General features: G+C 62.3%; 14 protein-coding genes. All 14 read right to left on the reverse strand.

Annotated elements, in window-relative coordinates:
• Positions 1-54: 54 nt before the first annotated feature.
• Complete coding sequence (locus OJA40_RS04430) at positions 55-1,050, reverse strand: AAA family ATPase (RefSeq protein ID WP_263810018.1); 996 nt, start codon at positions 1,048-1,050, stop codon at positions 55-57.
• A gap of 45 nt (positions 1,051-1,095) precedes the next feature.
• Positions 1,096-2,019 (reverse strand): methionyl-tRNA formyltransferase, encoded by a 924-nt coding sequence (gene fmt / locus OJA40_RS04435; RefSeq protein ID WP_208425462.1) that lies wholly within the window; start codon positions 2,017-2,019, stop codon positions 1,096-1,098.
• A 72-nt stretch (positions 2,020-2,091) separates the two neighbouring features.
• On the reverse strand, positions 2,092-3,066 hold the full coding sequence (gene ftsY, locus OJA40_RS04440) for a signal recognition particle-docking protein FtsY (protein ID WP_208425463.1): 975 nt from the start codon (positions 3,064-3,066) through the stop codon (positions 2,092-2,094).
• Between the two features lie 44 nt (positions 3,067-3,110).
• Positions 3,111-3,713 carry a CDP-alcohol phosphatidyltransferase family protein gene (locus OJA40_RS04445; protein WP_208425464.1) on the reverse strand — a complete coding sequence of 201 codons (603 nt, stop codon included), beginning with the start codon at positions 3,711-3,713 and terminating at the stop codon, positions 3,111-3,113.
• A 242-nt stretch (positions 3,714-3,955) separates the two neighbouring features.
• Complete coding sequence (locus OJA40_RS04450) at positions 3,956-4,867, reverse strand: hypothetical protein (RefSeq protein WP_208425465.1); 912 nt, start codon at positions 4,865-4,867, stop codon at positions 3,956-3,958.
• 53 nt (positions 4,868-4,920) lie between these two features.
• Positions 4,921-7,251 carry a TonB-dependent receptor gene (locus OJA40_RS04455; RefSeq protein ID WP_263810019.1) on the reverse strand — a complete coding sequence of 777 codons (2,331 nt, stop codon included), beginning with the start codon at positions 7,249-7,251 and terminating at the stop codon, positions 4,921-4,923.
• 177 nt (positions 7,252-7,428) lie between these two features.
• Positions 7,429-8,004: a hypothetical protein gene (locus OJA40_RS04460; protein WP_208426820.1), complete on the reverse strand. Its 576-nt coding sequence runs from the start codon at positions 8,002-8,004 to the stop codon at positions 7,429-7,431.
• Positions 8,005-8,254: 250 nt separating this feature from the next.
• Positions 8,255-9,493, reverse strand: a complete 1,239-nt coding sequence (locus OJA40_RS04465; RefSeq protein WP_263810020.1) for a fasciclin domain-containing protein — start codon at positions 9,491-9,493, stop codon at positions 8,255-8,257.
• A 110-nt stretch (positions 9,494-9,603) separates the two neighbouring features.
• The gene (locus tag OJA40_RS04470; protein WP_208426822.1) at positions 9,604-11,244 is read right to left on the reverse strand and encodes a SusD/RagB family nutrient-binding outer membrane lipoprotein; all 1,641 of its coding nucleotides are present in this window, start codon (positions 11,242-11,244) and stop codon (positions 9,604-9,606) included.
• Between the two features lie 100 nt (positions 11,245-11,344).
• Positions 11,345-14,623 (reverse strand): SusC/RagA family TonB-linked outer membrane protein, encoded by a 3,279-nt coding sequence (locus OJA40_RS04475; protein ID WP_263810021.1) that lies wholly within the window; start codon positions 14,621-14,623, stop codon positions 11,345-11,347.
• Between the two features lie 659 nt (positions 14,624-15,282).
• On the reverse strand, positions 15,283-16,098 hold the full coding sequence (locus OJA40_RS04480; RefSeq protein WP_263810022.1) for a choice-of-anchor D domain-containing protein: 816 nt from the start codon (positions 16,096-16,098) through the stop codon (positions 15,283-15,285).
• A 163-nt stretch (positions 16,099-16,261) separates the two neighbouring features.
• Entirely contained in the window at positions 16,262-17,782 is a 1,521-nt protein-coding gene (locus tag OJA40_RS04485) for a RagB/SusD family nutrient uptake outer membrane protein (protein ID WP_263810023.1), read from the reverse strand.
• Between the two features lie 40 nt (positions 17,783-17,822).
• A complete protein-coding gene (locus OJA40_RS04490) occupies positions 17,823-20,858 on the reverse strand; it encodes a SusC/RagA family TonB-linked outer membrane protein (RefSeq protein WP_263810024.1) in 3,036 nt (1,011 codons plus the stop codon).
• Between the two features lie 502 nt (positions 20,859-21,360).
• Entirely contained in the window at positions 21,361-21,696 is a 336-nt protein-coding gene (locus OJA40_RS04495; protein WP_208426133.1) for an MGMT family protein, read from the reverse strand.
• Between the last annotated feature and the right edge of the window lie 187 nt (positions 21,697-21,883).

The raw sequence follows: 21,883 nt of genomic DNA on the forward strand, positions 1-21,883 counted from the left end.
AGGGCTGCGCTGGGGAGGGCTGCGCTGGGGAGGGCTGCGCTGGAGAGAGCCGCGCTAGGGCACTTCCACGCTGCCCAGGATGCGATCGACGAGGTCCGCGGCCGCGACCTGCTCGGCCTCCGCCTCGTACGTAATGACGAGCCGGTGCTGCATCACGTCCCGCGCCACCGCCCGCACGTCCTCGGGCGTCACGTAGGCCCGGTGGCGCAGAAAGGCGTGGGCCCGCGCGGCCAGGTTCAGGTTGATGCTGGCCCGCGGCGACGCGCCGTACTCCAGGAGGGGCTCCAGCGCCCCGAGGCCATGCGCCCCCGGGGTGCGGGACGCCAGCACGAGGTTGACGATGTACTGCTCCACCCGTTCGTCGATGTAGAGGTCGTTGATCACCGTGCGGGCCTGCAGGATCTGCTCCGGGCTGGCGACGGCGTCGACGGAGGCGGACTCGTCGGTCCGCGCCATGCGCCGCATGATTTCCAGCTCTTCGTCGCCCGTCGGGTAGGTGACGTCGATCTTGAGCATGAACCGGTCCACCTGCGCCTCGGGCAGCGGGTAGGTGCCCTCCTGCTCGATCGGGTTCTGGGTGGCCAGCACCAAAAACAGGTCGTCGAGCGGAAACGTCTCCTCGCCGATCGTCACCTGCCGCTCCTGCATGCTTTCCAGAAGCGCGCTCTGCACCTTGGCGGGCGAGCGGTTGATCTCGTCGGCCAGGATGACGTTGGTAAAGATCGGCCCCTTTTGGATGGAGAAGGCGCCGGTCTTCTGGTTGTAGATCTGCGTGCCGAGGAGGTCGGCGGGGAGCAGGTCCGGCGTAAACTGGATGCGCTGAAAGTCCGTCCCGATGGCGTCGGAGAGGGTGCGCACGGTCAGGGTCTTCGCGAGGCCGGGGACGCCCTCCAGCAGCACGTGCCCGTCGGCCAGGAGGCCAATCAGGAGGCGTTCGATCATGTACCGCTGCCCCACGACCACCCGGCCGATCTCGTCCAGCAGGTCATCCACGAACGCGCTCTCGGACGCGATGCGGTCTTCAAGCTCAGAGAGGTTGTGCTCGGACATGGGGACGGGCGGGTCGGACGAGAGTGGGCGGACGGCGAGCGGTCTCTACTCGCCGAGGCGGTCGCCCTCGGAAAGGGCGTAGCCATTCAGAAAGTCGGCGGCGTCGAGGCGCTGTCGCCCGGGCTGCTGCAGGACGACCCCCTCCACGGCCCCGGTGCCGCAGGCCACGAGCAGGCGCCCGTCGGCGTCGAGCACCGTGCCGGGCGCCCCCGTGCCCTCCGCCCGCCGCGTGCGGTACAGCTTCAGGCGCGTACCGTCGTGCAGGGTCCACGCCCCCGGATAAGGCGACAGCCCGCGGACGTGGTTGTGCACCGCCTCGGCCGACGCGCCCCACGGAATCTCGCCGTCGTCGTCGTGGATCTTGGGGGCGGGGGTTGCCTTCTCGTCGTCCTGCGGGCGCGTCTCGACGGTGCCGGCGTCGATCTGCCGGACCGTCTCCACCACCGCCTCGGCCCCGAGCTCGGCCATCCGGTCGTGCACCGCGCCGGCCGTCTCGTTGGGGCCGATCGACATCTCCTTCTGCAGGATGATGTCGCCGGTGTCGACGGACGGCTCCAGGAAGAACGTCGTGACACCGGTTTTGCTCTCGCCCGCCATCACGGCGTGGTTGATGGGCGCGGCCCCGCGGTACTTGGGCAACAGCGACCCGTGCAGGTTGAAGGCGCCCTTCGCGGCGGCGGTGTACACCTCGGGCGGGAGGATCTTGTAGGCCACCACCGCGATGACGTCGGGCTCCCGCTCCGCCACGGCCGCGGCAAACGACGGGTCCGTCACGTCCTCCGGCTGGAGGATGCGGTCGATGCCCGCCGCCTGCGCCGCCTCCTTGACGGGGGTGGGGCTCACCTTCTGCCCGCGCCCCCGCGGCCGATCCGGCCCGGTGGCGACGGCCACAGGGGGATACCCGGCGTCGACGAGGGCCGTAAGCGAGGGCACCGCAAACTCTGGCGTGCCCATAAAAATAACTCTCATGGTCGGGTTGAAGAGTTGAGTGTTGGTGCGTATTGGGTTGGTATCGACAGAAACACGGGCCCCCTCAACCCGCTAACCCTCAATCCCCTTAAACAGCCCCTCCACAAACCCTTTGCGGTCGAAGACCTGCAGGTCCTCGACCTCCTCGCCCACTCCAATGTACTTGACCGGGACCTGGAACTGGTGCGAGACCCCGATCACGACGCCCCCCTTCGCGGTGCCGTCCAGCTTCGTCAGCGCCAGGCCGGTCACGTCCACGCTGTCGATAAACTCCTCGGCCTGCCGGAGGGCATTCTGGCCGGTCGACGCGTCGAGCACGAGCAGCACCTCGTGGGGCGCCTCGGGAATCTTGCGCCCCATCACCCGCTTCATCTTGGCGAGCTCGTCCATGAGGCCGCCCTTCGTGTGGAGCCGCCCCGCCGTGTCGACGATCGCCACGTCCGCGTCCCGCGCCTCGGCGGCCTCGATGGTATCGTAGGCCACCGCCGCCGGGTCCGCGCCGTGTTTTTGCTTGATGAGGGGCACGCCCGCCCGGTCGGCCCAGACCTCCAGCTGCTCGATGGCGGCGGCCCGGAAGGTGTCGCCCGCCCCCATCAGCACGCTCTTGCCCGCCTGGCGGTACTTGTGGGCCATCTTGCCGATGGTGGTCGTCTTGCCGACCCCATTCACGCCCACCACCATGATGACGTGGGGCTGGTTGGGGAGCGGCGCGTCGAAGTCGGCCGGGCGCTCCGCCGTGCCCTCCAGCATGAGCTTCGCAATTTCGTCCCGGATCAGCCCGTTCAGCTCCTGGGCCGACACGTACTGGTCCTGCTCCACGCGGGCCTCCACGTGGTCGATGATGTCGAGCGTGGTGTCCACGCCCACGTCGCTGGTGATCAGGACCTCTTCGAGCTCGTCGAGGACCTCGGCGTCGACCGTGTCCTTGCCCCGCACCATGCGGTCGAGCTTGCCGAAGAAGCTGTCGCGGGTCTTGTCGAGCCCCTCTTCGAGCTTCTCCTGCTCATCGTCGTCGTTCCAGTTCGTAAACGTGTCGAGAAAGCCCATAGCGCATAAGACAAATCCAAAAAAGCACTGCGGTCCGGCGGCCGTTAGGGGCCTTGGGGAACAGAATCGGGCGTCGCCCCCTCGGCGTTCCGCGTGGCCTGCAGGTAGCGGACGACGTACAGGAGAAAGGAGAACACAAACAGGCCGGTTGCCATCCAGAGGCAGACGCGGAAGACCGGCGGATCGGCCCTCAGGATCACGCTCAGGATCGTGAGGGCCAGCCAGAGCGAGGCGGCCTTGCCCGCCCAGGCGCTCATCACGATCTGCCCCGAGCGCCGCGCGATCGCCATCCCGCCGAGCAAAATGGCAACGTCCCGTCCCACCACGAGGCCGAAGAACCAGAGCGGCAGGTGGGGGGCCGCCGGGCGAAACGTGAGGGCCGTCACGGTCATGATGGCCGCAAACTTGTCGGCCACCGGATCGATCACCTTCCCCCAGTCCGAGACGGAGTGGGTCCACCGCGCGATGCGCCCGTCGAACCAGTCGGTGAGGATCACCAGGATGACGAGCCCGAGCAGCCAGCCCAGGGGCCCGTCCCGCCACAAGAGGACGGTGATGGGCACCACCAACGCGAGCCGGCTCAGGCTCAGCACGTTGGCGGCCGTCCAGAAGCGGCCCAGGTTGGGAAGGGACGGGACGAGCGACATGGGGCGCGTCTGTTTCCGCGAGACAACGAGGCGATGCCCAACGGGGAGCCGCGGCGGATGGTCTGTGGCGACGCGCCCCCGCCCGCCCCAATCCGTGAATCCACGGGGATTTTGCGGGGCCGGATCCGGAGGGGCCCCTGAATGGATCCGTGCCCGCCGAGCACAAGGAAGAACCCTCCTCGCCGTTTCTGTATCGCCCCGTCGTTTCGAGACCGGGTCGGCAGCCCCCCTCAACCGAGCAGCTACTCCCGCTGTCGGATCGGGATCTGAATCGTATCCGAGTAGACCCCGCCCACGAAGCCGTGCCCCCCCTCCACGTTCGTAAAGGTGTCCGGGCGGGCAATGTCGTTGATCGACACGCCCTGCCAGTCCGGCCAGTCCGGCCCGCCCGCAGTCACGGCCACCCGTGCATGCGGCCGGACAAACTGAGACCGACCGGTGCACCTGTCCCCTCCGGGCGTTCCGACCCGGATGTCCGCTCCGTAATACACAGAGATCCGGTACAGATCATCGGTTTCTCTGTACTCGGCATCATTGTAGTGGTCCACCTGGCTGAATGCTCCCTCAATCGGGTAGAGCACCTGCACGGCCGCAAGCGACTCAACGGCGCTGGCCCGAAGCGTGAACGTATTCGCCGACTCCACGAGTTCGCGGTCTCTCGTGAGGCACGGGAGGAGAAACGGCGTGTCGTCCGTCGAAGTGGGCTCGTGCCGGAGGGTGGGCGGGCCGGCCGGCGTCGTCGTGGTCGCCGTCGTCACGGGCGTCCCCTCCACATGGACCGACACGCGGTATCGCGTATCGGGGCGGATGGGATGGGTCGTCTTGAAGTTGTGAAAGCGGGCGGATCCTTCGCCGATGGTCTCAAAGGAGTCGGCGAGCGTCACCTGCGTTCCGGTCTCCACATTCTCAAGGCGGACGGTTGCGGCGAGGGCTTTCTGGCTGCCCACCCGGCTCGTGTCCCCCAGCGGGTCTACGCGAATCACCTGCGTGTCGGCCGCCACATTCAGGGTGCCGAACAGCGAGAACCGATACTGATCGGAGGGGTTGAGCACCGACACGGAGGGATCGCACCCTCCCAGTATGAGGAGGGCCGCGAGGAGGGCCGCGGCCCCGGGTGCACAAAACGGCCGGAATGAAGGGATGAGCTGTTGCATCGAACGAAACGGGCAATCGGCAAACAACTGGGGGACATCGGCACTCCCCTGCGTTACTGGATGTCAACCTGGAGGGACAGGTACGGGATAATGGGAAGCTGGTCGACTCGGTCGAGCGTAAAGAGGTCAATGTAGAACACGTTGGATCGGTTGTACGCGTTCATGGCCCCTGCTTCGGCCGACAGGCCCAAGTCCGGGCCCAGGTCGAACGAGCGCCCCAGCGACACGTCGAGCCGGTGGTAGCTTGGCAGGCGTGCCCGGTACGGCCGATCAAAGAGGGCCCGGGGCACCCCCACGGCGTCGGACGGCGTGTCCCGAAGCCCCCGCACTTCGAGCAACGTGTCGTACCCGTACACCTGCGTGAACGGGCGTCCAGACCCGTACTGCCACCGCACGGAGGCCGTGCCCCAGCCCGCATCCAGGGACGTGACGATGCCCACCTTGTGCCGCCGGTCGTGCGGGGGCGAGTATTCCACGACGGAATCGCCGACCCAGGCCCCGAGCTGGTCCCGGGAGGCCCGGTACTCGACCCGCCCGTACCCGTACGTCACGTCGACCCGGAGCGGGTCCCGGTCGTACCGCAGGGACAGATCCACCCCGTACCCGGTGCCGTCCGCCCGCACCAGGTTGGTGTTGAATCGGACGAGGGGCGTCCACCGCGGCACGGGAAGATCCTGAAATCGCCGGTACCACCCTTCGACCGAGAGGCGAATGTCGGACAGAAGCCGCTGCTCCCACCCGAGCAGGGCATGGTCGGCACGAAGGGGACGGTTCTCGAACGGGCTGGGGGTCCAGGCGCGAAACGTGGAGCCCACATCCCGCTCGTCGGTCACGGTGGTCGGGATCTGCTGATAGACGCCGAGGGCCGCGGTGAGCGTCGCCGGCCGCTCCGTCCACGGTTGGTACGCCACCTGCACGCGAGGGTCGACGGACACGCTTCCCCACTCGAAAAGCGACTGGGCCCCGACACTCGGGTTGACCATGAGCGACTCGTCTACCTTCCATTCGAGATCCCCATACAGGGACGCACTGAGCAGAAAGTCGTCCTCGCTGGTGAACCCCAAGAACGGCTCGTCCAATCCGAACCCGTAATCATCCACCTGCACCTTCCCGCCCCACCGTATCGCACCGTCCCAGGGGGCCGGTTGCGTGAGGTCAAATTTCGTCCGGACCTTCCACGTCCCCGCGGTCCGAACCGTCCCGTCGGGCGACCGCACGCGATTGTTGAAGTGCGTCGTGCCAAAACTCAGGTGCAGCGTCTGGGCCGACTGGGCACTAAACAGGAGGCATTCGCCCCCAACGGAGGTATTGTCCCAGCGGAAGGAGGCGTCCGTGTCGGGATCAATGCGTCCCCGGTCGTAGGTGCGCACACCGGTAAACGAGCACTGGCTGGAGGCGCCCTGGGTGTGCACCTTTGCAGTTACATCGTAGAACGTGTAGGGCGCGTCCTGGCCCAGGAGGGTTGGCCCCGCCTGCTCGATGAGGGAATGCCGGGCATGCACCAGAAACGATTTTCGACCGCGTTGCAGGGGGCCCTCCACGTGCGCCGAGGCCAAAAACGGACCGGTGCCCACACTGCCCTGGTACTGCTTCGTGTTGCCCGGGCGGAGTTGCACGTCCATGACGGACGAGATGCGCCCGGTGTGCTCCGCCCCAAACCCCCCCGCGTGGAAGTTGGTGCTCGACACGAGCCGGCCCGGGAAGGCCGAGTAGAACCCAATGATGTGAAACGGCTTGTAGATCGGCGTGCCGTCCACCAGGACGAGATTCTGAGACGGGGTCCCGCCCCGAATGTACAGGCGCCCACCCCGATCCCCCGTCGTTGCCACCTCGGGGAGGGAGCGCAGGTAGGAGGCAAGGTCGCTTCCCGGCCCCGGGGTGGGAATGTTCTCCACGTCGGCGGGCTGGATCTTGCGGAGCCCTGCCTCGGCGTCCTCGACCCCTTGCCCCCCTTCAACCGTCACCTCATCCATCTGGCGGGGCGCCGCCGCCAGCTCCACCGAGAGCGTCCGACGGGCCCCCGGGGCAAGCCGAAGCGTGTCGCGGTAGGACCGGTAGCCGACAAAGCTAATCCGGAGGCGATAGCGGCCCGGCGGAATCCGCGAGAGCTGGTAAAACCCGCGGCCGGCGGCGGCCCCGGCCGCCTCAATCGCCCCCGACATTCGACGCACCACCACGTTTGCCCCTTCCAGAGGCCGTCCCCCGGCCTCGTTCCGTACGAATCCACGAAGGACGGCCTCCTCCGCATCCGGCTGCGCCAAGGCGGGCGCCGGTCCCACCGACCCGAAATACACGAGCAACAGAAGCCCCCATCCCCACACTCCCCAGCGCCCGGAGAACGGGTGTCGGTGGTAAGGGGGCTTACACGTGTGCATCCGTGACATCCGACTCTGTGCAGGTGTGATGCGTCCAGGCCGAGCGGGAGCGTGCCCGTCTCTGCCGTGCAGTCTCCTTCCTTACGGCCCATCGGTCGCCCTGCACGTACCGGCGGACCGCCGACTGGCAGGCATTGTTGCCCTCCATTTGCATGTCCCGCTCCCCGGCATCAGGGCGGGCAGCCGTCAGTCCCCTTGCGAAGACGACGCCTGAGAAGACTCGTCGGGGCCTTCCTCCAACCGCCTCAACAACTGGCGGATGGGGGCACGTGCCTCGTGGGAAACGGAGAATCCTTCTCCCCCGACCGTTCCGCTAACTTCATCTACGCCTCCGATGGTAGACAATTGCTCACTCGTCACCTCGACGCGTGCGAACGTGCCGCTCCGGATGGTCGAGGCCCGGTTCACCGAGCGGTTCTGAGGGTCTTTCCAGGAGAGGGTTTCCGTCCCAATGGTTAAACTCACCCCCCGCCCCTCAATCTGAACGGACTGCATGCCCTCCTTGACGAAGTGCAGGTCGTAGGATCGAGGCACACAGTCCTGGCTAGCGCACGTCCCCACAACCTGCATGTAAAACCGATTCCCCGTCTCAAGTCCCTGCGTCATCTCGATCCCGGACAACCGCATTTGACGGGTTTTGTAGGTGGTCTGGCCGGACGACGCGTCCTGTGTGATCTGGACGGGCGGGGAGGAGCTGCCGCACCCGGCGATCAAGAACACGAGAGCAAGGACGAGCCAGCCTCTTGGGGCGTAAGCGTTCATGACAGCCAGTGGCATTGTGATTACAACGGAAAACCAATCTTCAAAGGGTTCTTCCTGCGTCTTGGTGACGATGGTGCGGTGGCGGACTTCTCAAAACACCTCCCGGGTGCAGAGGGGCTGGGTTGCGCGTCCTCGCGGGGATGGGCCGTTGTGCTCTCTTCCCCAAACAGAGAAGCCGACTGCCCCAATCGGGACAATCGGCTTCCCACGTGTAAAGACCAGAGCAGGCGACCGTTGTTCAGGTGGCTAATCAGTCGGTGGACTCTACCACAATGTCTCCAAAGTCAATCACCACGTTTCCATTCAATGTGTATGGGGTGTCGGGTCCGTCCGCACCAGTAAAGTCATAAGTCTGATTATTATTCGTGTCGTCGTGCGGCATGGCACCAAGAGTGACATCCCCACTCAGGTCCTCGTCAAGGGCCACCTTTACACCGTTTGCGACTGCTGGACCTTCGATGTACTTAGAAACCCCGACGGTGCTGGCAACAGGCCCGTCGTTTTGAAGCTCCTGCTGGTCGTGCAGAACAATGAAGCCTCCACTCTCCGGGACATAGACACCATCAACCGTAAGGGTGTCGCCCTGTGTTGCAGATGTATCCGCCAACGTCCGATTCGTGAAGTCCACCGATGCGGTGGGCGGAAGAAGAGGCGCACCGTCCAGCTTGTGAATCACGCCATTCGTGGCCGGAATGTTGGCCTGCGAAACCAGGTCGGCGGTCACAGAAACGGTCTCACTGCCGAGCAGCGTTTCCACATCGTTTGCCGGCAGGTCGCTCGCCGTCAGGCTATCGCCCTGGATGGCGTGGTACTTCAGGATGTCGGCACGGACGCTCGAAGTGGCGTCCTCATCGTCGTCCACGGCCTGCGTCGGCACGTTGTCGAGCGCCGCAAACGCCGCCTCAGACGGCGCAAACAACGTGAAGGACGGCCCCTCCTGGCTGAGCACGTCCGCAATGCCGGAGGAGGCGGCCAGGCTCGTGAGGGTCGAGAAGGCCCCGAAGCGTCCGATCTGGCCGCTGATGCTATCGGTCACCGCCGCAGAGACCTCGATCGTCTCGGCGTTGATGTCGTCGTTGCTCGCATTCACCTGAATCGAGTTCGTGCTCGCGCTCATGCCCGACGTGGTCGCAATGGGGTCGCCCGGCCCGTATACGACCGTGATGAATTCGCCGCCACGACTCTGCCACTCGTAGGTCTGATCGGAGCTGGCCGCCGTGGGAAGGTCCGACGATCCGTTCACCGTCCAGGTATAGTCCTTATTGACGGTGTATCCCTGCATGTAGTAGTCCACCGTATCGGGTACGTTCACCACATTTGCGCCGGAGAAGGATCCGGTGGCTGCGTTCCCGGAGGCCGAATTGTTCTGGGTAATGATGTACCGATTTGCGTTCTCCGGGCTTGCTTTCTGCGAGCTCTGGTCGCAGCCCGCAAGCGCCAGTGCGGCGGCCGCACAGAGCAGAAGAAGTGTGTGATATCGATGTCTCATAGGTCCCGTAACTGGTTCGGAGTGTCTCGCGATGTGGGTGACGTAGCAGAACTACAGGAAAATGTCCCTCCGGGCCCCCCCGGAGGGACGCATTGATCAGTAGGTGTCGCCTAGTCGGCGCTGTACGCGTTGGCCGACGGGGGACCGTCTACGTCCCAGGCGACCCGGCAGTCTTCGTCCTCATTCTGCGCACCGCCCTCGGAACCGCTTGAGCCCTGAAAGTCTCCACTGCACTTGTTGGCGGCGGCGGTATAGTTCTGACCATTCAGGTTGGCCTCCGACGACGGGTACGGCACGCGGAGCGGGGCGTAGGAATCGAACCCACCGGCCACGCCACCTTCGGGGCCACCGAGTACGTTCTCGAAGTCGAACCGCCGCCAGGTCGACCAGCCCTGAATGTTGTGCATGTAGAAGGAGATGTAGCGCTGCTCCCCGATCACCTGTTTGGGATTCGAGCCAAAGTCACTCTGCACCTGTGAGATGTAGTTCTGTGTCGCACTGCTCGAGCCCGAGATGTCGGCGCTGGTCTGATTCCCGTAGAAATTGACGGACGCCTCAATCGCGTCGGCGATCAGTTCCTGCGGGGTGCCCGAAATCAGGCCTTCGTCGGCAGCCCATGCTTTGGTCAGGAGGACCTCATCGTAGTACATCATCGGGGCGAAGGAGTCCCCCTCGCCGCTGGGTCCGTTCGGGAACCACGCCTCCGGCCGCGAGAACCCACAGGTCGGGTTTGCCCCATACAGTCCCTGGGCATCCCCCTGCTCAAGGGCAAACGGAAATCCTTCGTACTCGCCGCTTCCGTCCTCACAGGGACGCCCGGAGTTCGACGTCTGCTCGAAGTACGCGTCCAGGCGAGGATCCGCCGTACCGCCGTACTTGTCCTTCATGAAATCGATGAAGCGCGCCGACCCGTCGAAGTCGTCCCGAAAGTCAACCTCTCGGTTCTCGTAGTAGGTGTTTCGATGGGTCGCACTCGTGCCGAACTGGAAGTACACATTGTCGGCGTTGCTGGTGAGCGGCTCCCCATTCGTGTTCGGGTCCACCGCGTTCGAGATAATGTCGCCCGGCCCTCCCAGATCGCCCCAGTTCGCGTCGAGCTCGTAGCCGCGCAGGGCAATTCGCATCTTCAGCCCGTTGGCGAATTTCTGCCACATTTCCATGTTGCCCCCGTTCACCAGATCGCCGGACGGGCCGGCGGCCCCTGTATTGATCTTGTCCAGCGCCGTGTTCAGGCTGTCCACCAGCGCCGGGTAGATGTCCGCCTGGGCCGTGTAGGCCGGCGACTGGTTTTCACGCTGCTGGAGGGCCTCGGCAAAGGGAATGTCCCCGTACGCGTCAGTCAGGATCTGAAAGGCCCACGTCTGCATGATCGTGGCGACCGCCTGGAAATTGCCCTGATTCTGGACCGTGCCCGGCCGCTCCTTCGCAATCTGCTTGGCCGTCTTGAGATCAGTCAGCCGCGTGTAGAAGCCCGTCCACGGGTAATCCACCGGGGAGTAGCGGCTCTCCGACGGGTAGAAGTTTTGGGTGGTGTACTGCGCCCACACGTTGGAGCGGCGCATCATGTTGGTTCCGGCGTACACCTCGCCCGACAGGTAACGCTGGGCGTTGGCGAGGAGATTGTTGGGGTTTGCCGACGTGGCCTCGTTGGGATTTTCGTTGTAGCTCGTGAGGCTGTCGCAGCCCCCCAGGGCCAGAAGGAGCGAAAGCCCGCCGGCGACGAGTAGTGTCAGTGTAGCGTGGCGTCTCATAGTAGGGAGTCAATCAACTGTTGGGAAATGGTCGCAGGTCCTGAAAACCGTTCTCGCCCCCGGCGGACCGCACCGGGGGCGAGGAACAGCGGTCTGACGCTTAGAAGCTCAGGTTCACGCGGAAGGTGTACTGACGCTGGGGCGGAATCTGGGCCGACTCGACGCCCTGAACGTTTCCGGCCCCGAGCGTGACCGAAGGGTCGATGTTGGGGGCCTCCTTGTAGAGGAACATCAGGTTGCTGCCGGTAAGGGACACACTGGCCCGCCGGAGCGCAAAGTCGTTAAACCAGCGCTGCGGGAGGCTGTAGGTGATCGCCAGCTCCTGCAGCTTGGCGTGCGTCGCGTCGTAGATGAACTGATCGCCTCCGCCCGCGGAGAACCAGTTCTTCCAGTAGCTCGCCGCCGGGATGCGCCCCACGGCCTCGCCGAAGTCCGTGCCCTCGACGTCGTAGTTGCCGTTCTCGTTCGGGGTGGCATCATCCACCACGACACCTTCCGGGATGACACCCGTCTCACGCTGATTGTTGGCGACCGTCGACTCCACAAGCCCACTGTAGGTCCCGAACTTGTTGGAGAGGGAGTACACGTCGCCGCCCACCTGCCCGTCGACGACGGCACTGAGCGTGACGCCCTTGTAGGACACCGTGGTCGACAGCCCCCCGGTCCAGTCCGGCTGGAAGTTCCCCACGACCTGCGGACTGTTCGTCGTCTGCGGAACGCCGTTCCGCTGGAACACCACGTCGCCGTTCGCGTCGCGGCGCAGGGACGGCTGCACCATCGCCCCGTAGGCCTCACCTTCCCGGGCCTGAATCGTCGGGCCGAAGATCACGCCTCCGGAGGTCAGGTTGTAGGTGTCCAGCCCCTCGGCCAGGTCGACGACCTTGTTCACGTTCTTGTTGAAGTTGGCCGTCACATCCCACTGCAGATCTTCCTGCAGGACCGGCGTCACCGTCAGGCTGGCCTCCAGACCCCGGTTCGACACCTCCCCGGCGTTGATGAGGGACGATCCGATGCCGGAGGCGCCCGAGACATCCACCGCAAGGATCTGATCCTTCGTCACGTCGCGGTAGTACGTCGTGCTCAGGTTGACCCGCTCGTCGAAGAAGCGCAGGTCCGCACCGAATTCGATGCCCGTCGTCCGCTCCGGCTTCAGGTCCGGATTGTTGGCCGACCGCTGCACGTTCTGAAGGGCTTGCCCCTGGAAGGGAGTGCTGCCCGGGTACGTGACGCCGAGACGATACGGGTCGGTGTCCTGCCCGACGCGGGCCCAGCTCGCCCGCACCTTTCCGAACGACAGGATGTCCTGATCCTGAAGCGCATCCAGGCCCGTGAAGATCAGGTTTCCCGAGATTGACGGGTACAGGTACGAGTTGTTGTCGGCCGGGAGCGTGGACGACCAGTCGTTCCGGAGCGTTCCCTCCAGGAACACGATGTCCTGGTAGCCCAGGCTGACGAGCCCATAGGTACTGTAGACCATGCTCTCTCGAAGCGTCTCCTCCACATCGGGCCGGCCGACGGAATTCTGAAGCGTAAACACGTTCGGCGCGGCGAGCCCGTTCTGGGTCGAGCCCAGGTTCTGCTCGAAGGTCTCGTACCGCACCTGTCCGGCCACGAAGGAAGTCAGGTCCACCTGATCCGTCAGGGACCGCGAGTAGTCAAACCGGAGCGAGGATCTCGTCTCCTGCTCTTCGATCACGTCCTCGCTAAAGGACCCAGGGGCTCCGGTAGAGATGTCGGAGCGGCGGTCGCTAAACCGGTGCGTTCGGAAGTCGGTAGAGACCGTAGCCGTTCCCGTCAGGTTCGGCACGATGTCGTAGGCCACCTCGGCCTTCCCGAGCAGGCGCTGCTCGTCGTCCTGCTGGAAGTTTGCGTACCGGTTCACATATGGATTGTCGGTGTACTGGAACTGGGTCACCGGCCCCTGTGCCCCGGAGACGCCGGCGTAGTTCCACCCGCGCTGCTGGCCGTTCGTGCGCTGGTAGTCGCGCATGTAGCTGTCCGGCCCGTAGTCGAGCTGCCGCTGCGTAAAGGTATTGAACGCGGCGAAGGGATTTTCCTCAAACCCGTACCCCATCCCGGACCGCGCCTTTACGTCCTGGTAGCTGTACTTCGCGAAGGTCGTCGCCCGGAGATCGTCACTCAGGTCGATCGACCCGTTAAAGTTCACCTGGTAGCGATCCATCGAGCCGTTCGGCATCACGCTGCCCTGGTTGCGACTGGTGAGTCCCAGCCGGTAGTTCAACGACTCGGTCTGCTGCGACAGGGCGACGTTGTTGGTAAACACAGCCCCCGTATCCATGAAATCCTTCACGGCGTCCGGGTGGGCCTCCCAGGGAGTTGCCTGTCCCTGCAGCCCGTTCACGTCGTCCCAGCTGTACCACTGCCGGACCGGGCGCCCGTCGAGGCGCGGCCCCCAGGACTCGTCCACGGCGTACTGCACGACGTACTGATCGCCGTCCGGCTTCTTGAAGTCCCCGTCCAGGGTCGAGAACGTGGAGCTCGGCGCCCCGCCGCCGTACTTGTTCTGGTAGTCCACGAACTCGTACGCCTGACTCATGCTGACGCTGGAGGAGAAGGAGACCCCGATCTCGTCATCGAGACTGGACCCATCCTTCGTCGTGATCTGAATGACGCCGTTCGCGCCCCGGGATCCGTACAGCGCCGCGGCCGACGGGCCCTTCAGGACCGAGACCGACTTGATGTTGCTGGGATTCAGGGACGAGGCGGCGTTTCCGAAGTCAAACCCGCCGTTCCCCTCAACGGTGCCCCCGCCGCTCTGGCGCGAGCGATTGGACACCACGATGCCATCAATCACGATGAGCGGCTGGTTGTCGCCGCTGATCGAGCTGTAGCCGCGCAGGACGATGTTTGAGGACCCGCCCATCGTGCTGGACGATCGGATGTTCGCCCCGGAGACCTTCCCGCGAAGGGAGTTGACAAAGTTGGCGTTGTCCGTGGCGTCAAGGTCCGCCCCGTCCACCTGCTGCACGGACGACGACACGGCGCGCTCCTCGCGCTCTACGCCCAGGGCCGTCACCACGACGTCCTCAAGGCCGACCGCCTGGGGTGCCAGGCGCACGTTCACGTTCGTCGTTTCGCCGGCCTCCACCTCCACCGGGATGTTCTTCCGGGTGTACCCGACGAAAGACGCCTGAAGGACCTGCTCCCCGACCGGCACGCCGGAGATTTCGAACTGCCCATTCGGCCCGGTGGCGGCCCCAATGTTGAGGCCCTGGACCGTCACGTTGACGCCCGGGAGGGTCTGGGAGGTGGTGCTATCGATGACGGTGCCCGCAACGGTACCGGTGTCTTGGGCCAGCACAGTTGCCGGGAGCAACAGCAACAGACCTGCAAGCACAGATAGTAGCTTTCGAAACATAAGTCGGCTTGGGGATGGATGAACAACGGAGTGCGCGTGGGTCAATCGGAGGCGGCAGGGAGAGGGAGCTTCTCCTAAACGCTCTTGGACCGGCCTTGTCCAGGCCGGCCTCTCCCAATAGTGTCCGCCGCTTTCAGACGAAGGTTTGCTGCAGAGCGTGTGACCTTAGCATTACGTCTTCCAATGTGGACCTCCCGCTCCGGAATGTCAAGAGATTCTTAACTCACAGAATAACGCGTAACGCTCATTTTCGCCGTAAGATGCGAATTATTTTCCCATCAAACGCTAAGGGCTGATCGGGATAGGTGCGGTCGCCGGCCACAGACGAGCCCGTAGGGGCTCTTGCCCAAATTTCGTTTGAGAAAGCCCAAAGAACGGCGAGGCTTCGTGACAAGAAGTGACGCCCCCGCCGGGGCGTGGACGTCTCCTCTTTCGGTAGCGAGACGGCCTACCGGACCGCTTCGATGCAGCCAGTCTGCTACGCCAAAGCGACCTTGCTGTCGGAAGCGACTTGCGGGTGAGGGTATGGTACGTCTATTTCCTACGGGATGCACGGGACTCGCCCCCAAATGAACCACAAATAGCAAAGCGGCGGTGCCCCACTCGGAGCACCGCCGCTTAGAAAGCATCAGTGACCAACCCAACGTGCTGGGGTTAGATCAGGGACTTGACGGAACGCCAGTTCCTGTCAGTTCCGCACTGGCTTCCGTGGCACCCGCACTGTTCGTGAACTGGAAGTCAACCGATCCCTCGTAGTCAACGGTATCGGCGGCGAGGGCGGACTCAGGCGCAAAATCAACAACGACATCCTGGCTTTCGCCGGGCGGAAGCGTAAACGAATCCTCCGCCGGTGCTTCGATGCTAAAGCGACCCGCATCCGCCCCCGAGACAGCCAGATTACTGACGTCGGAGGGGGCGCTACCTTCGTTGACAACAGCAAACGTGTCCCGGGCCGTGGAACCGGCCTCCGTAGTGTCGAAGGTAACGGAGGCTGGGTCCGGACCAACATCAGCCGAGCGCCCAGCGACCGTAAGCTGAAAAAACTGGAAGTTGGTCGCCGGGACGATGTCACTGTTTGAACTCTCTTCCAGGGCCAGCGTCAAGAGCCGCGTGTCCCCCGGTGGAATCCCGGACGAGTCGATGCGGACCTGTACAGTACCGAAGCTACTGTCGGCAGGGATCGTGGCAGTTTCAGTCAGCAGTTCGTATTCGTCAGATGGCAGTGTCGTCGCAATGTCTCCCGTGTCAACAACGGTGACCGGAAACTGACTATCACTGGACTGTTGCGGGGCAATGAGCTGGATGTTAAGAGGTACAGCGCCCACGTCATCAAGGACAGCGTCACTGGTTGGATCAAACTGAACCTTCGGAGGCCCATCATACTCGGGCTCAACAACTTGGTCGAAGCACCCCATCATGCTCACAGAGACAAGCACAACCAGGGTAAGCGTAAGGCAACGTTTAACGATGTTCATATGTCTTTGGGTGCGACCTTATTTATGAGATAGTCCGTCGAGGGCAAAAAGAAGGATGGATGCAGTCATTCTACCAAGAGAACGAGGTGCCACCCTGGGCGAATATACACCAGGGTGGCGTAGCTCGCTCCTCATGGGATGACGCGTTCGTCACCGAGCTCAATTAGTACCCTGGGTTCTGCTTAAGGCTATCATTGAGCTGAACCTCCGTAGAAGGAATTGGCGCGAGGATGCGGCGGTCCTCGTACGAAAGATCGGGAATGTCGACCTGCGGCTTTGGAATGTCCATGCCTCGCCGCTTGAGGTCAAAGAAGCGCTCTCCCTCAAAGGCCAGCTCAAGACGCTTCTGCCTCAGGATCTCTTCTATGAGACTTTCACCACTGAGCGAAACCTCACTCAGTCCGCGAGCGGAGCGGAGCGTGTTCACATCCTCAAGGGCACCGCTTTCGTTTTCATTCTCAAACCGTGCCTCCGCGCGGATCAAAAGCAACTCCGCAGCCCGGATGACAGGAATGTTATCGGTGTAAGTCCCAACGGCCTGGGTGTACTTGTTGATGCGCGTGTTCCCCGACGGCAAGGTCTCGTAAAGCTCCAGACGCACATCTCCGTCTTCATGCGCACTGATCAAGTCTTGGGTCGGAAGGAGCTGGAAGTTGAAGGACGACGGATCATGAGTCAGCGACGAGAGCGATTCATTCACGCTGGTCGCGTCGCCGTCAAACTCTGGCCTCATGTCCAAAGAAAAGATGGCACTGGACATCACTTCCCCGACGTGTGCCTCAACGTATTCCTCTTTCTCGAGAAGATCAGCGTCCAAATTGTCCGCAGCAGACTCCAGCGCCGCTGTAGCCGTACTGGCGGCGTCGTCAAAGTCCTTCCTGTACAGATGCACCTGTGCAAGTAGAGCTTGAGCAGCCGCTTCGTTGGCTTTGAATCGGCTGTTCCCTACCCCAGACAGGAGGTCTCTGGCATTCCGAAGGTCCGACTCAATTAGGTTGTAGACCTCACTAACTGATGCACGAGACTTGAGCTGGGTTGCTTGCTCTGACGACTGTGTGGGAGTTTCGCGCAGGATGACCCCTTGTGTGAAGCCGCCCACTGTCACGCCGGGTTCGTAGGCCTTCGTCCGTACGAGGTCGAAGTAATTGAGAGCTCGTAGGAACGATGCTTCTCCGCGTATCTCACGCTTGAATGTGGTGTCAGCCTCAAAGCTCCCAATTTCAGAAAGGAGTACGTTGGCTTTGTTTATGCTTTCGTAATGGGCTCCCCATCGGTTCAGGTGCTCTCGTGCAGCGTTTCGAGGAGGACCGTCGTAGCGAGCCACACCCGAAAGGTTAATCGCGTTGTCGGCCAGTGCCTCCGGATACAACATATAAAATTGTGCATAGTAGCCGGGATCTTGGAGATCGTCGTAGACTGAACTCAGGGTCGACTCAAACCCCCCTTCCGACTGAAAGGCCTGGCTCGGCTCGACTTCCTGTTGAGGACTCACATCTAGCAGGTTGTCGCAGGATGCGAGAACAAAACTCAGGGCAAGGCCAATTAGCCCTACCAGTACGGTTCGAAGTGACAGTTGCGTTATCCTCATAGGAATTGAGAGAAAGTCAGTAGAAGGCATGCGAAGATGTACATGGAAGATCAGGGAGTCTCCTTCCCACCTTTCTCCGACAAGGAAGGAAGTCATGGCGGGAAGGAGGCCTGGGAGGTTCCTGCTCAGCAGATATCTATAGTGTCACGTTGATACCGCCTGTGATGCGCTCGTTGTTTGGATACTGAGCGATAGCCGTACCCACAATCTCCGGATCTAAACCAGTGTAGTTCGTGAAGGTCGCTAGGTTGCTCCCATTCACGTAAATGGTAGCTCCCTGGAGTCCTACACTCCTGAGAAGGGAGGAGGGAAGCGAGTAGCTGAGACGTACCTGCTTCAGACGAATGTAGGAGGCGTTTTCCACATACACCGAGGAGTTGAAGAACCCTGAGTTGTAGCCTGTCCCCCCGGGTCGATTTCCGAACCATGGTTGCGGACGTTCACTGACATCCCCGGGCTCCTGCCAGAAGCCTTGCGTCACGCTCTCGGTGTGATTAAAGTTGAAGTTTCCGTCGATGAAGTACCGGTCGTTGTTGAATGTATTCCGACCGTAATCGAACTGAAAGAAGACATCCAACGTCAGACCACCGTAGGAGAATGTGTTACCGAACCCACCATAGTAGTCAGAAAGGTTGTTTCCGTATGTCTCCTCTGCAGATTGACCCCCAACGAAGTAGGTGAGATTCCCATTTTCATCCTCGTAGAGTGGGCGTCCGTTGGCCGGGTTGACTCCCGCCCATGGCACTCGTTCATACTGTCCCAGGGGTTCACCCACACGATAGAGTTCTCCACCAGGCTGCTGTCCATTTCGGAGCTCCTCGCGTCCGTCAAAGAGGGAGAGAACTTCACTCCGCTGAAAGGTGATGTTGAATTCAGTATCCCAGCGGAAATCTCCCCGGTCGATGTTGATAGTATTAAAGGCAATCTCAAAACCTTCAGTGCGGATTTCTCCGACGTTGTCGACAACCGTGTCGAAGCCACTATCGGCCGGGAGGTCACGCCCAAGCAGCAGCTCATCGGTGTCGTTGCGGAAGACATTGAGTGATCCCGAGAGACGCCCACCAAAGACCGAGTAATCAAGACCTATGTTGATTTGGGTGGACTCCTCCCAGGTAAGTCCTGACTGGCCCAGCGATGTAGGCTGGATTCCGGCAGTTCCTCCATACTCTCCGCCTCCTCCATAGAGACGACGGGCGGCGAAGTTACCGAAGGCATCTTGAAAGTCGCTATTCCCCAGCACGCCGTAGCTACCGCGCAATTCCAGAGCTTCGACGAAGCTGACCTCCTCCATGAATGCCTCTTCGGAGATCGACCAGGCTCCACCGACTGAACCGAAGAGCCCATACCGAGTGTCTTCCCCGAAACGCGAGGAGCCATCGTATCGAAGCGTTAGGCTCCCAGTGTAGCGGTCGTCATACGTGTACTCCGCATCTCCGAAAAAGCCCAGGAAGCGCGACTCCGTCTCAAACTCGTTCACACCAGTGGGCGAGGCAGCGTTGTCCAAATTCTGGAAGACGAATAGCGGGAATCCTTCTCCGTCAGCACCAACAAATTGTGTCTTTTGGCGCCGGTATTCAGCCCCGAACAGCCCAGTGACATCGTGCTTCTCACCAGGAGAGAGGTTGTAGTTCAGCGTTTGGCTGAAGTTCTGATCCAACTCTCTCGTATCGCTGGCAAAGCCACTTCCCCCGAAGGCAGCATTATTGGGCAGTCGGGGGTCACGGCGGTCCTTCTCCGAGAGGTCATTGAAGTTTAAACCAAACAAGGTTCGCGTGCTCAACCAGTCGGTAATTTCCCATGTTGCCGACACGTCCCCCAGGATTTGAACGCCGTCCGTGGACTGAGTGTTGAAATCCTCCTGGGCAACGATATTTCTATTGAAAGATCCCCCACCTTCCAAGGGGAGGTTATAGCTACCATCTTCTTCTCGAACCTTCAGGTGTGGACGGATCAGGTACGATGCCCAAAAAGGGCTGTTGATGAAAGCTCCGCCCCCAATTGTCCCACGCGACTTGTTCTGCACGGCGTTCAGCTTGCTTGAGACCGTCAGGTCATTCGTGATATCGTGCTGAACATTGGCACGGATTCCTGCCTGATTCAAGAAAGACTGAATCACCTGCCCTTTGTCCCGCTCAAAGGTTCCAGAGATGCGAAAATCTGTTTTCTCATCGCCTCCACTCACCGAAAGCTGGTACGACTGTGTCACACCAGTGCGGGTGGACTGGTCGTACCAGTTCGGCCCACTGAGCTCTTCTGGATTGGTGCTAGGAATATTGAAGGCGCTAGCAATCGCCGCGGGGGGGATACCAGCATTCTCTGCCTTCAGGAACTCGTGCTCCGCCCACTCACTGGCCGAGAGGATATTGTATTGTTTCAAGGGACTCACCGACCCAACCTCTGCATTAAAATTCACTCGTGTTTCCCCTCCCCCGTCTCTAGTCTCAATGATGACGACACCGTTGGCCGCACGTGCTCCATAAATGGCAGTGGCAGACGCGTCCTTTAACACCTGAATCGATTCAACATCGGAAGGCGTGAGCCCGGCGAGTGGGCTCAGGTTCGACTCGTTCGAAATGTTTTCAGGTCCGACCTGAACCCCGTCGACAATGTACAACGGCTGTGTTCCACCGCTGATGGTCGACTGTCCACGTACCTGCACGTCGAATGCAGACCCCGGGGCACCACTTTGAGATGTAATTCGGATTCCTGATGCTCGTCCCTGTAGGGCCCCAGAGACGTTCTGGACATCCTGAGTCGCAATATCTTCTCCGCTTACCGATTCAGAAGCCCCCGTGACACGAGCATCCTCCTCAACGGCATAACTTGACACAACAACCTCCTCCAACTGAGCTTGGCTTGTTCGGAGCTTGAAATTCACACGAACCGTCCCGCCAGCCGGTACATTCACGGTGCGCTCTTGCGCTTGGTACCCAACGAACGATACTCGAAGAGTTCGTTCACCAGCAGAAACGCCAGTGATTCGGTACTGCCCCTCCGCGTCGGAGGCTGCCCCAGTGTTTTCGTCCGCAATCTGGACAGTTGCTCCGGGGAGTGGCTCGCCGGTCTCCGCCTCCGTCACCGTGCCGGTCACGGTTCCCTGCTGGGCCCACGCCAGCCCCGGGAGGAGCAGAAGGGCAAGGCCAAAAACAACGCTTGGTATCAGTCGCTTCATCGGTTTGGGCTGTCTGTGAATAATCTATCTGAGGGTCTCAAGCAAGAAAACTGGGGCGCAGGGCGTCTCACCCTACCGAACTCCAGGTGGCCGCTCAACGGAACGCGTCGAAGGGTGCCAGAGGGACGCCTGTGTGGTTGTGCTGTCCCTTCGCGCACCCCTTAACATTGCTTCAAACAGAACTTCCAGCGGTTCTCGTCTAGCGATAATGCAATGTTAATCGCCGTGGAGACAATGTCAAGAGACGGGCCGCCGCCCCGAGGACGCCCCGGCACGCTCGTTGCGGGGCGTTCCCCGCCAAATCCCCGCCTCACACCCGCCCTCCGCCGCCAAGCCCCCGCTCCGACCCGGTGAAGAAGGCACCTTAATTAACCATTTCTTGATTTAAGGGACATAATAGCCCCCAGCCCGCCGGCTTCACAGTAGGGGCGCCCGTTCTCATCTCGACCTTCTCGTGCTCCGCCCCAAAAAATATAGAGGAGCCCTCCATGCCCCAGTCCACCTACTCTTCCCCAGGCCGCCAGCGGTGCGCGTCGAGGTCCACCTGGTCCTCGGCCACGAACGTGACCCCTTCGCTGCGGAGGCGCTCCGCCATGACATGAGGCGTCTCGAAGTGGCGCCGGCCCGTCAGCACCCCGTTGCGGTTCACCACGCGGTGGCACGGCAGGTCGCCCCCCACCGCGTCCTTCAGCGCCCAGCCCACGATCCGGGCCGCCCCGCGGCGCCCGAGGTGCGCCGCGATGTCGCCGTAGGTGGTGACGCGGCCCGCCGGGATCTGCGCGACGACAGCCCAGACCCGCTCAAAGAACGACTCGTCCGAATCGGAAGGCGCCTGCATCGTACAGCCGGGTGTATCACACGAAAAGCACGCGTCGGGCATCGGCGTCTTCTGTTGGGGCCCTGCCGACTTGTACATGCTCCCGACACGGTCCTTCCGGTCGGCGGAGCCACGGGCCGGCCTCGGACGCCCCGCCCACAATCCAGCAACAAACCAACAATAAAAAAAGCAGGGCCGCCCCCCGACG

The sequence above is a fragment of the Salinibacter pepae genome (genome assembly GCF_947077775.1).
GTDB lineage: Bacteria > Bacteroidota > Rhodothermia > Rhodothermales > Salinibacteraceae > Salinibacter > Salinibacter pepae.

Coding starts and splice junctions, on each gene's coding strand:
- OJA40_RS04465 (WP_263810020.1), bottom strand. CDS start 9,493: ATGAGACATCGATATCACACACTTCTTCTGCTCTGTGCGGCCGCCGCA.
- fmt (WP_208425462.1), bottom strand. CDS start 2,019: ATGAGAGTTATTTTTATGGGCACGCCAGAGTTTGCGGTGCCCTCGCTT.
- OJA40_RS04430 (WP_263810018.1), bottom strand. CDS start 1,050: ATGTCCGAGCACAACCTCTCTGAGCTTGAAGACCGCATCGCGTCCGAG.
- OJA40_RS04480 (WP_263810022.1), bottom strand. CDS start 16,098: ATGAACATCGTTAAACGTTGCCTTACGCTTACCCTGGTTGTGCTTGTC.
- OJA40_RS04475 (WP_263810021.1), bottom strand. CDS start 14,623: ATGTTTCGAAAGCTACTATCTGTGCTTGCAGGTCTGTTGCTGTTGCTC.
- OJA40_RS04485 (WP_263810023.1), bottom strand. CDS start 17,782: ATGACTTCCTTCCTTGTCGGAGAAAGGTGGGAAGGAGACTCCCTGATC.
- OJA40_RS04445 (WP_208425464.1), bottom strand. CDS start 3,713: ATGTCGCTCGTCCCGTCCCTTCCCAACCTGGGCCGCTTCTGGACGGCC.
- OJA40_RS04470 (WP_208426822.1), bottom strand. CDS start 11,244: ATGAGACGCCACGCTACACTGACACTACTCGTCGCCGGCGGGCTTTCG.
- OJA40_RS04490 (WP_263810024.1), bottom strand. CDS start 20,858: ATGAAGCGACTGATACCAAGCGTTGTTTTTGGCCTTGCCCTTCTGCTC.
- OJA40_RS04460 (WP_208426820.1), bottom strand. CDS start 8,004: ATGAACGCTTACGCCCCAAGAGGCTGGCTCGTCCTTGCTCTCGTGTTC.
- OJA40_RS04495 (WP_208426133.1), bottom strand. CDS start 21,696: ATGCAGGCGCCTTCCGATTCGGACGAGTCGTTCTTTGAGCGGGTCTGG.
- ftsY (WP_208425463.1), bottom strand. CDS start 3,066: ATGGGCTTTCTCGACACGTTTACGAACTGGAACGACGACGATGAGCAG.
- OJA40_RS04450 (WP_208425465.1), bottom strand. CDS start 4,867: ATGCAACAGCTCATCCCTTCATTCCGGCCGTTTTGTGCACCCGGGGCC.
- OJA40_RS04455 (WP_263810019.1), bottom strand. CDS start 7,251: ATGTCACGGATGCACACGTGTAAGCCCCCTTACCACCGACACCCGTTC.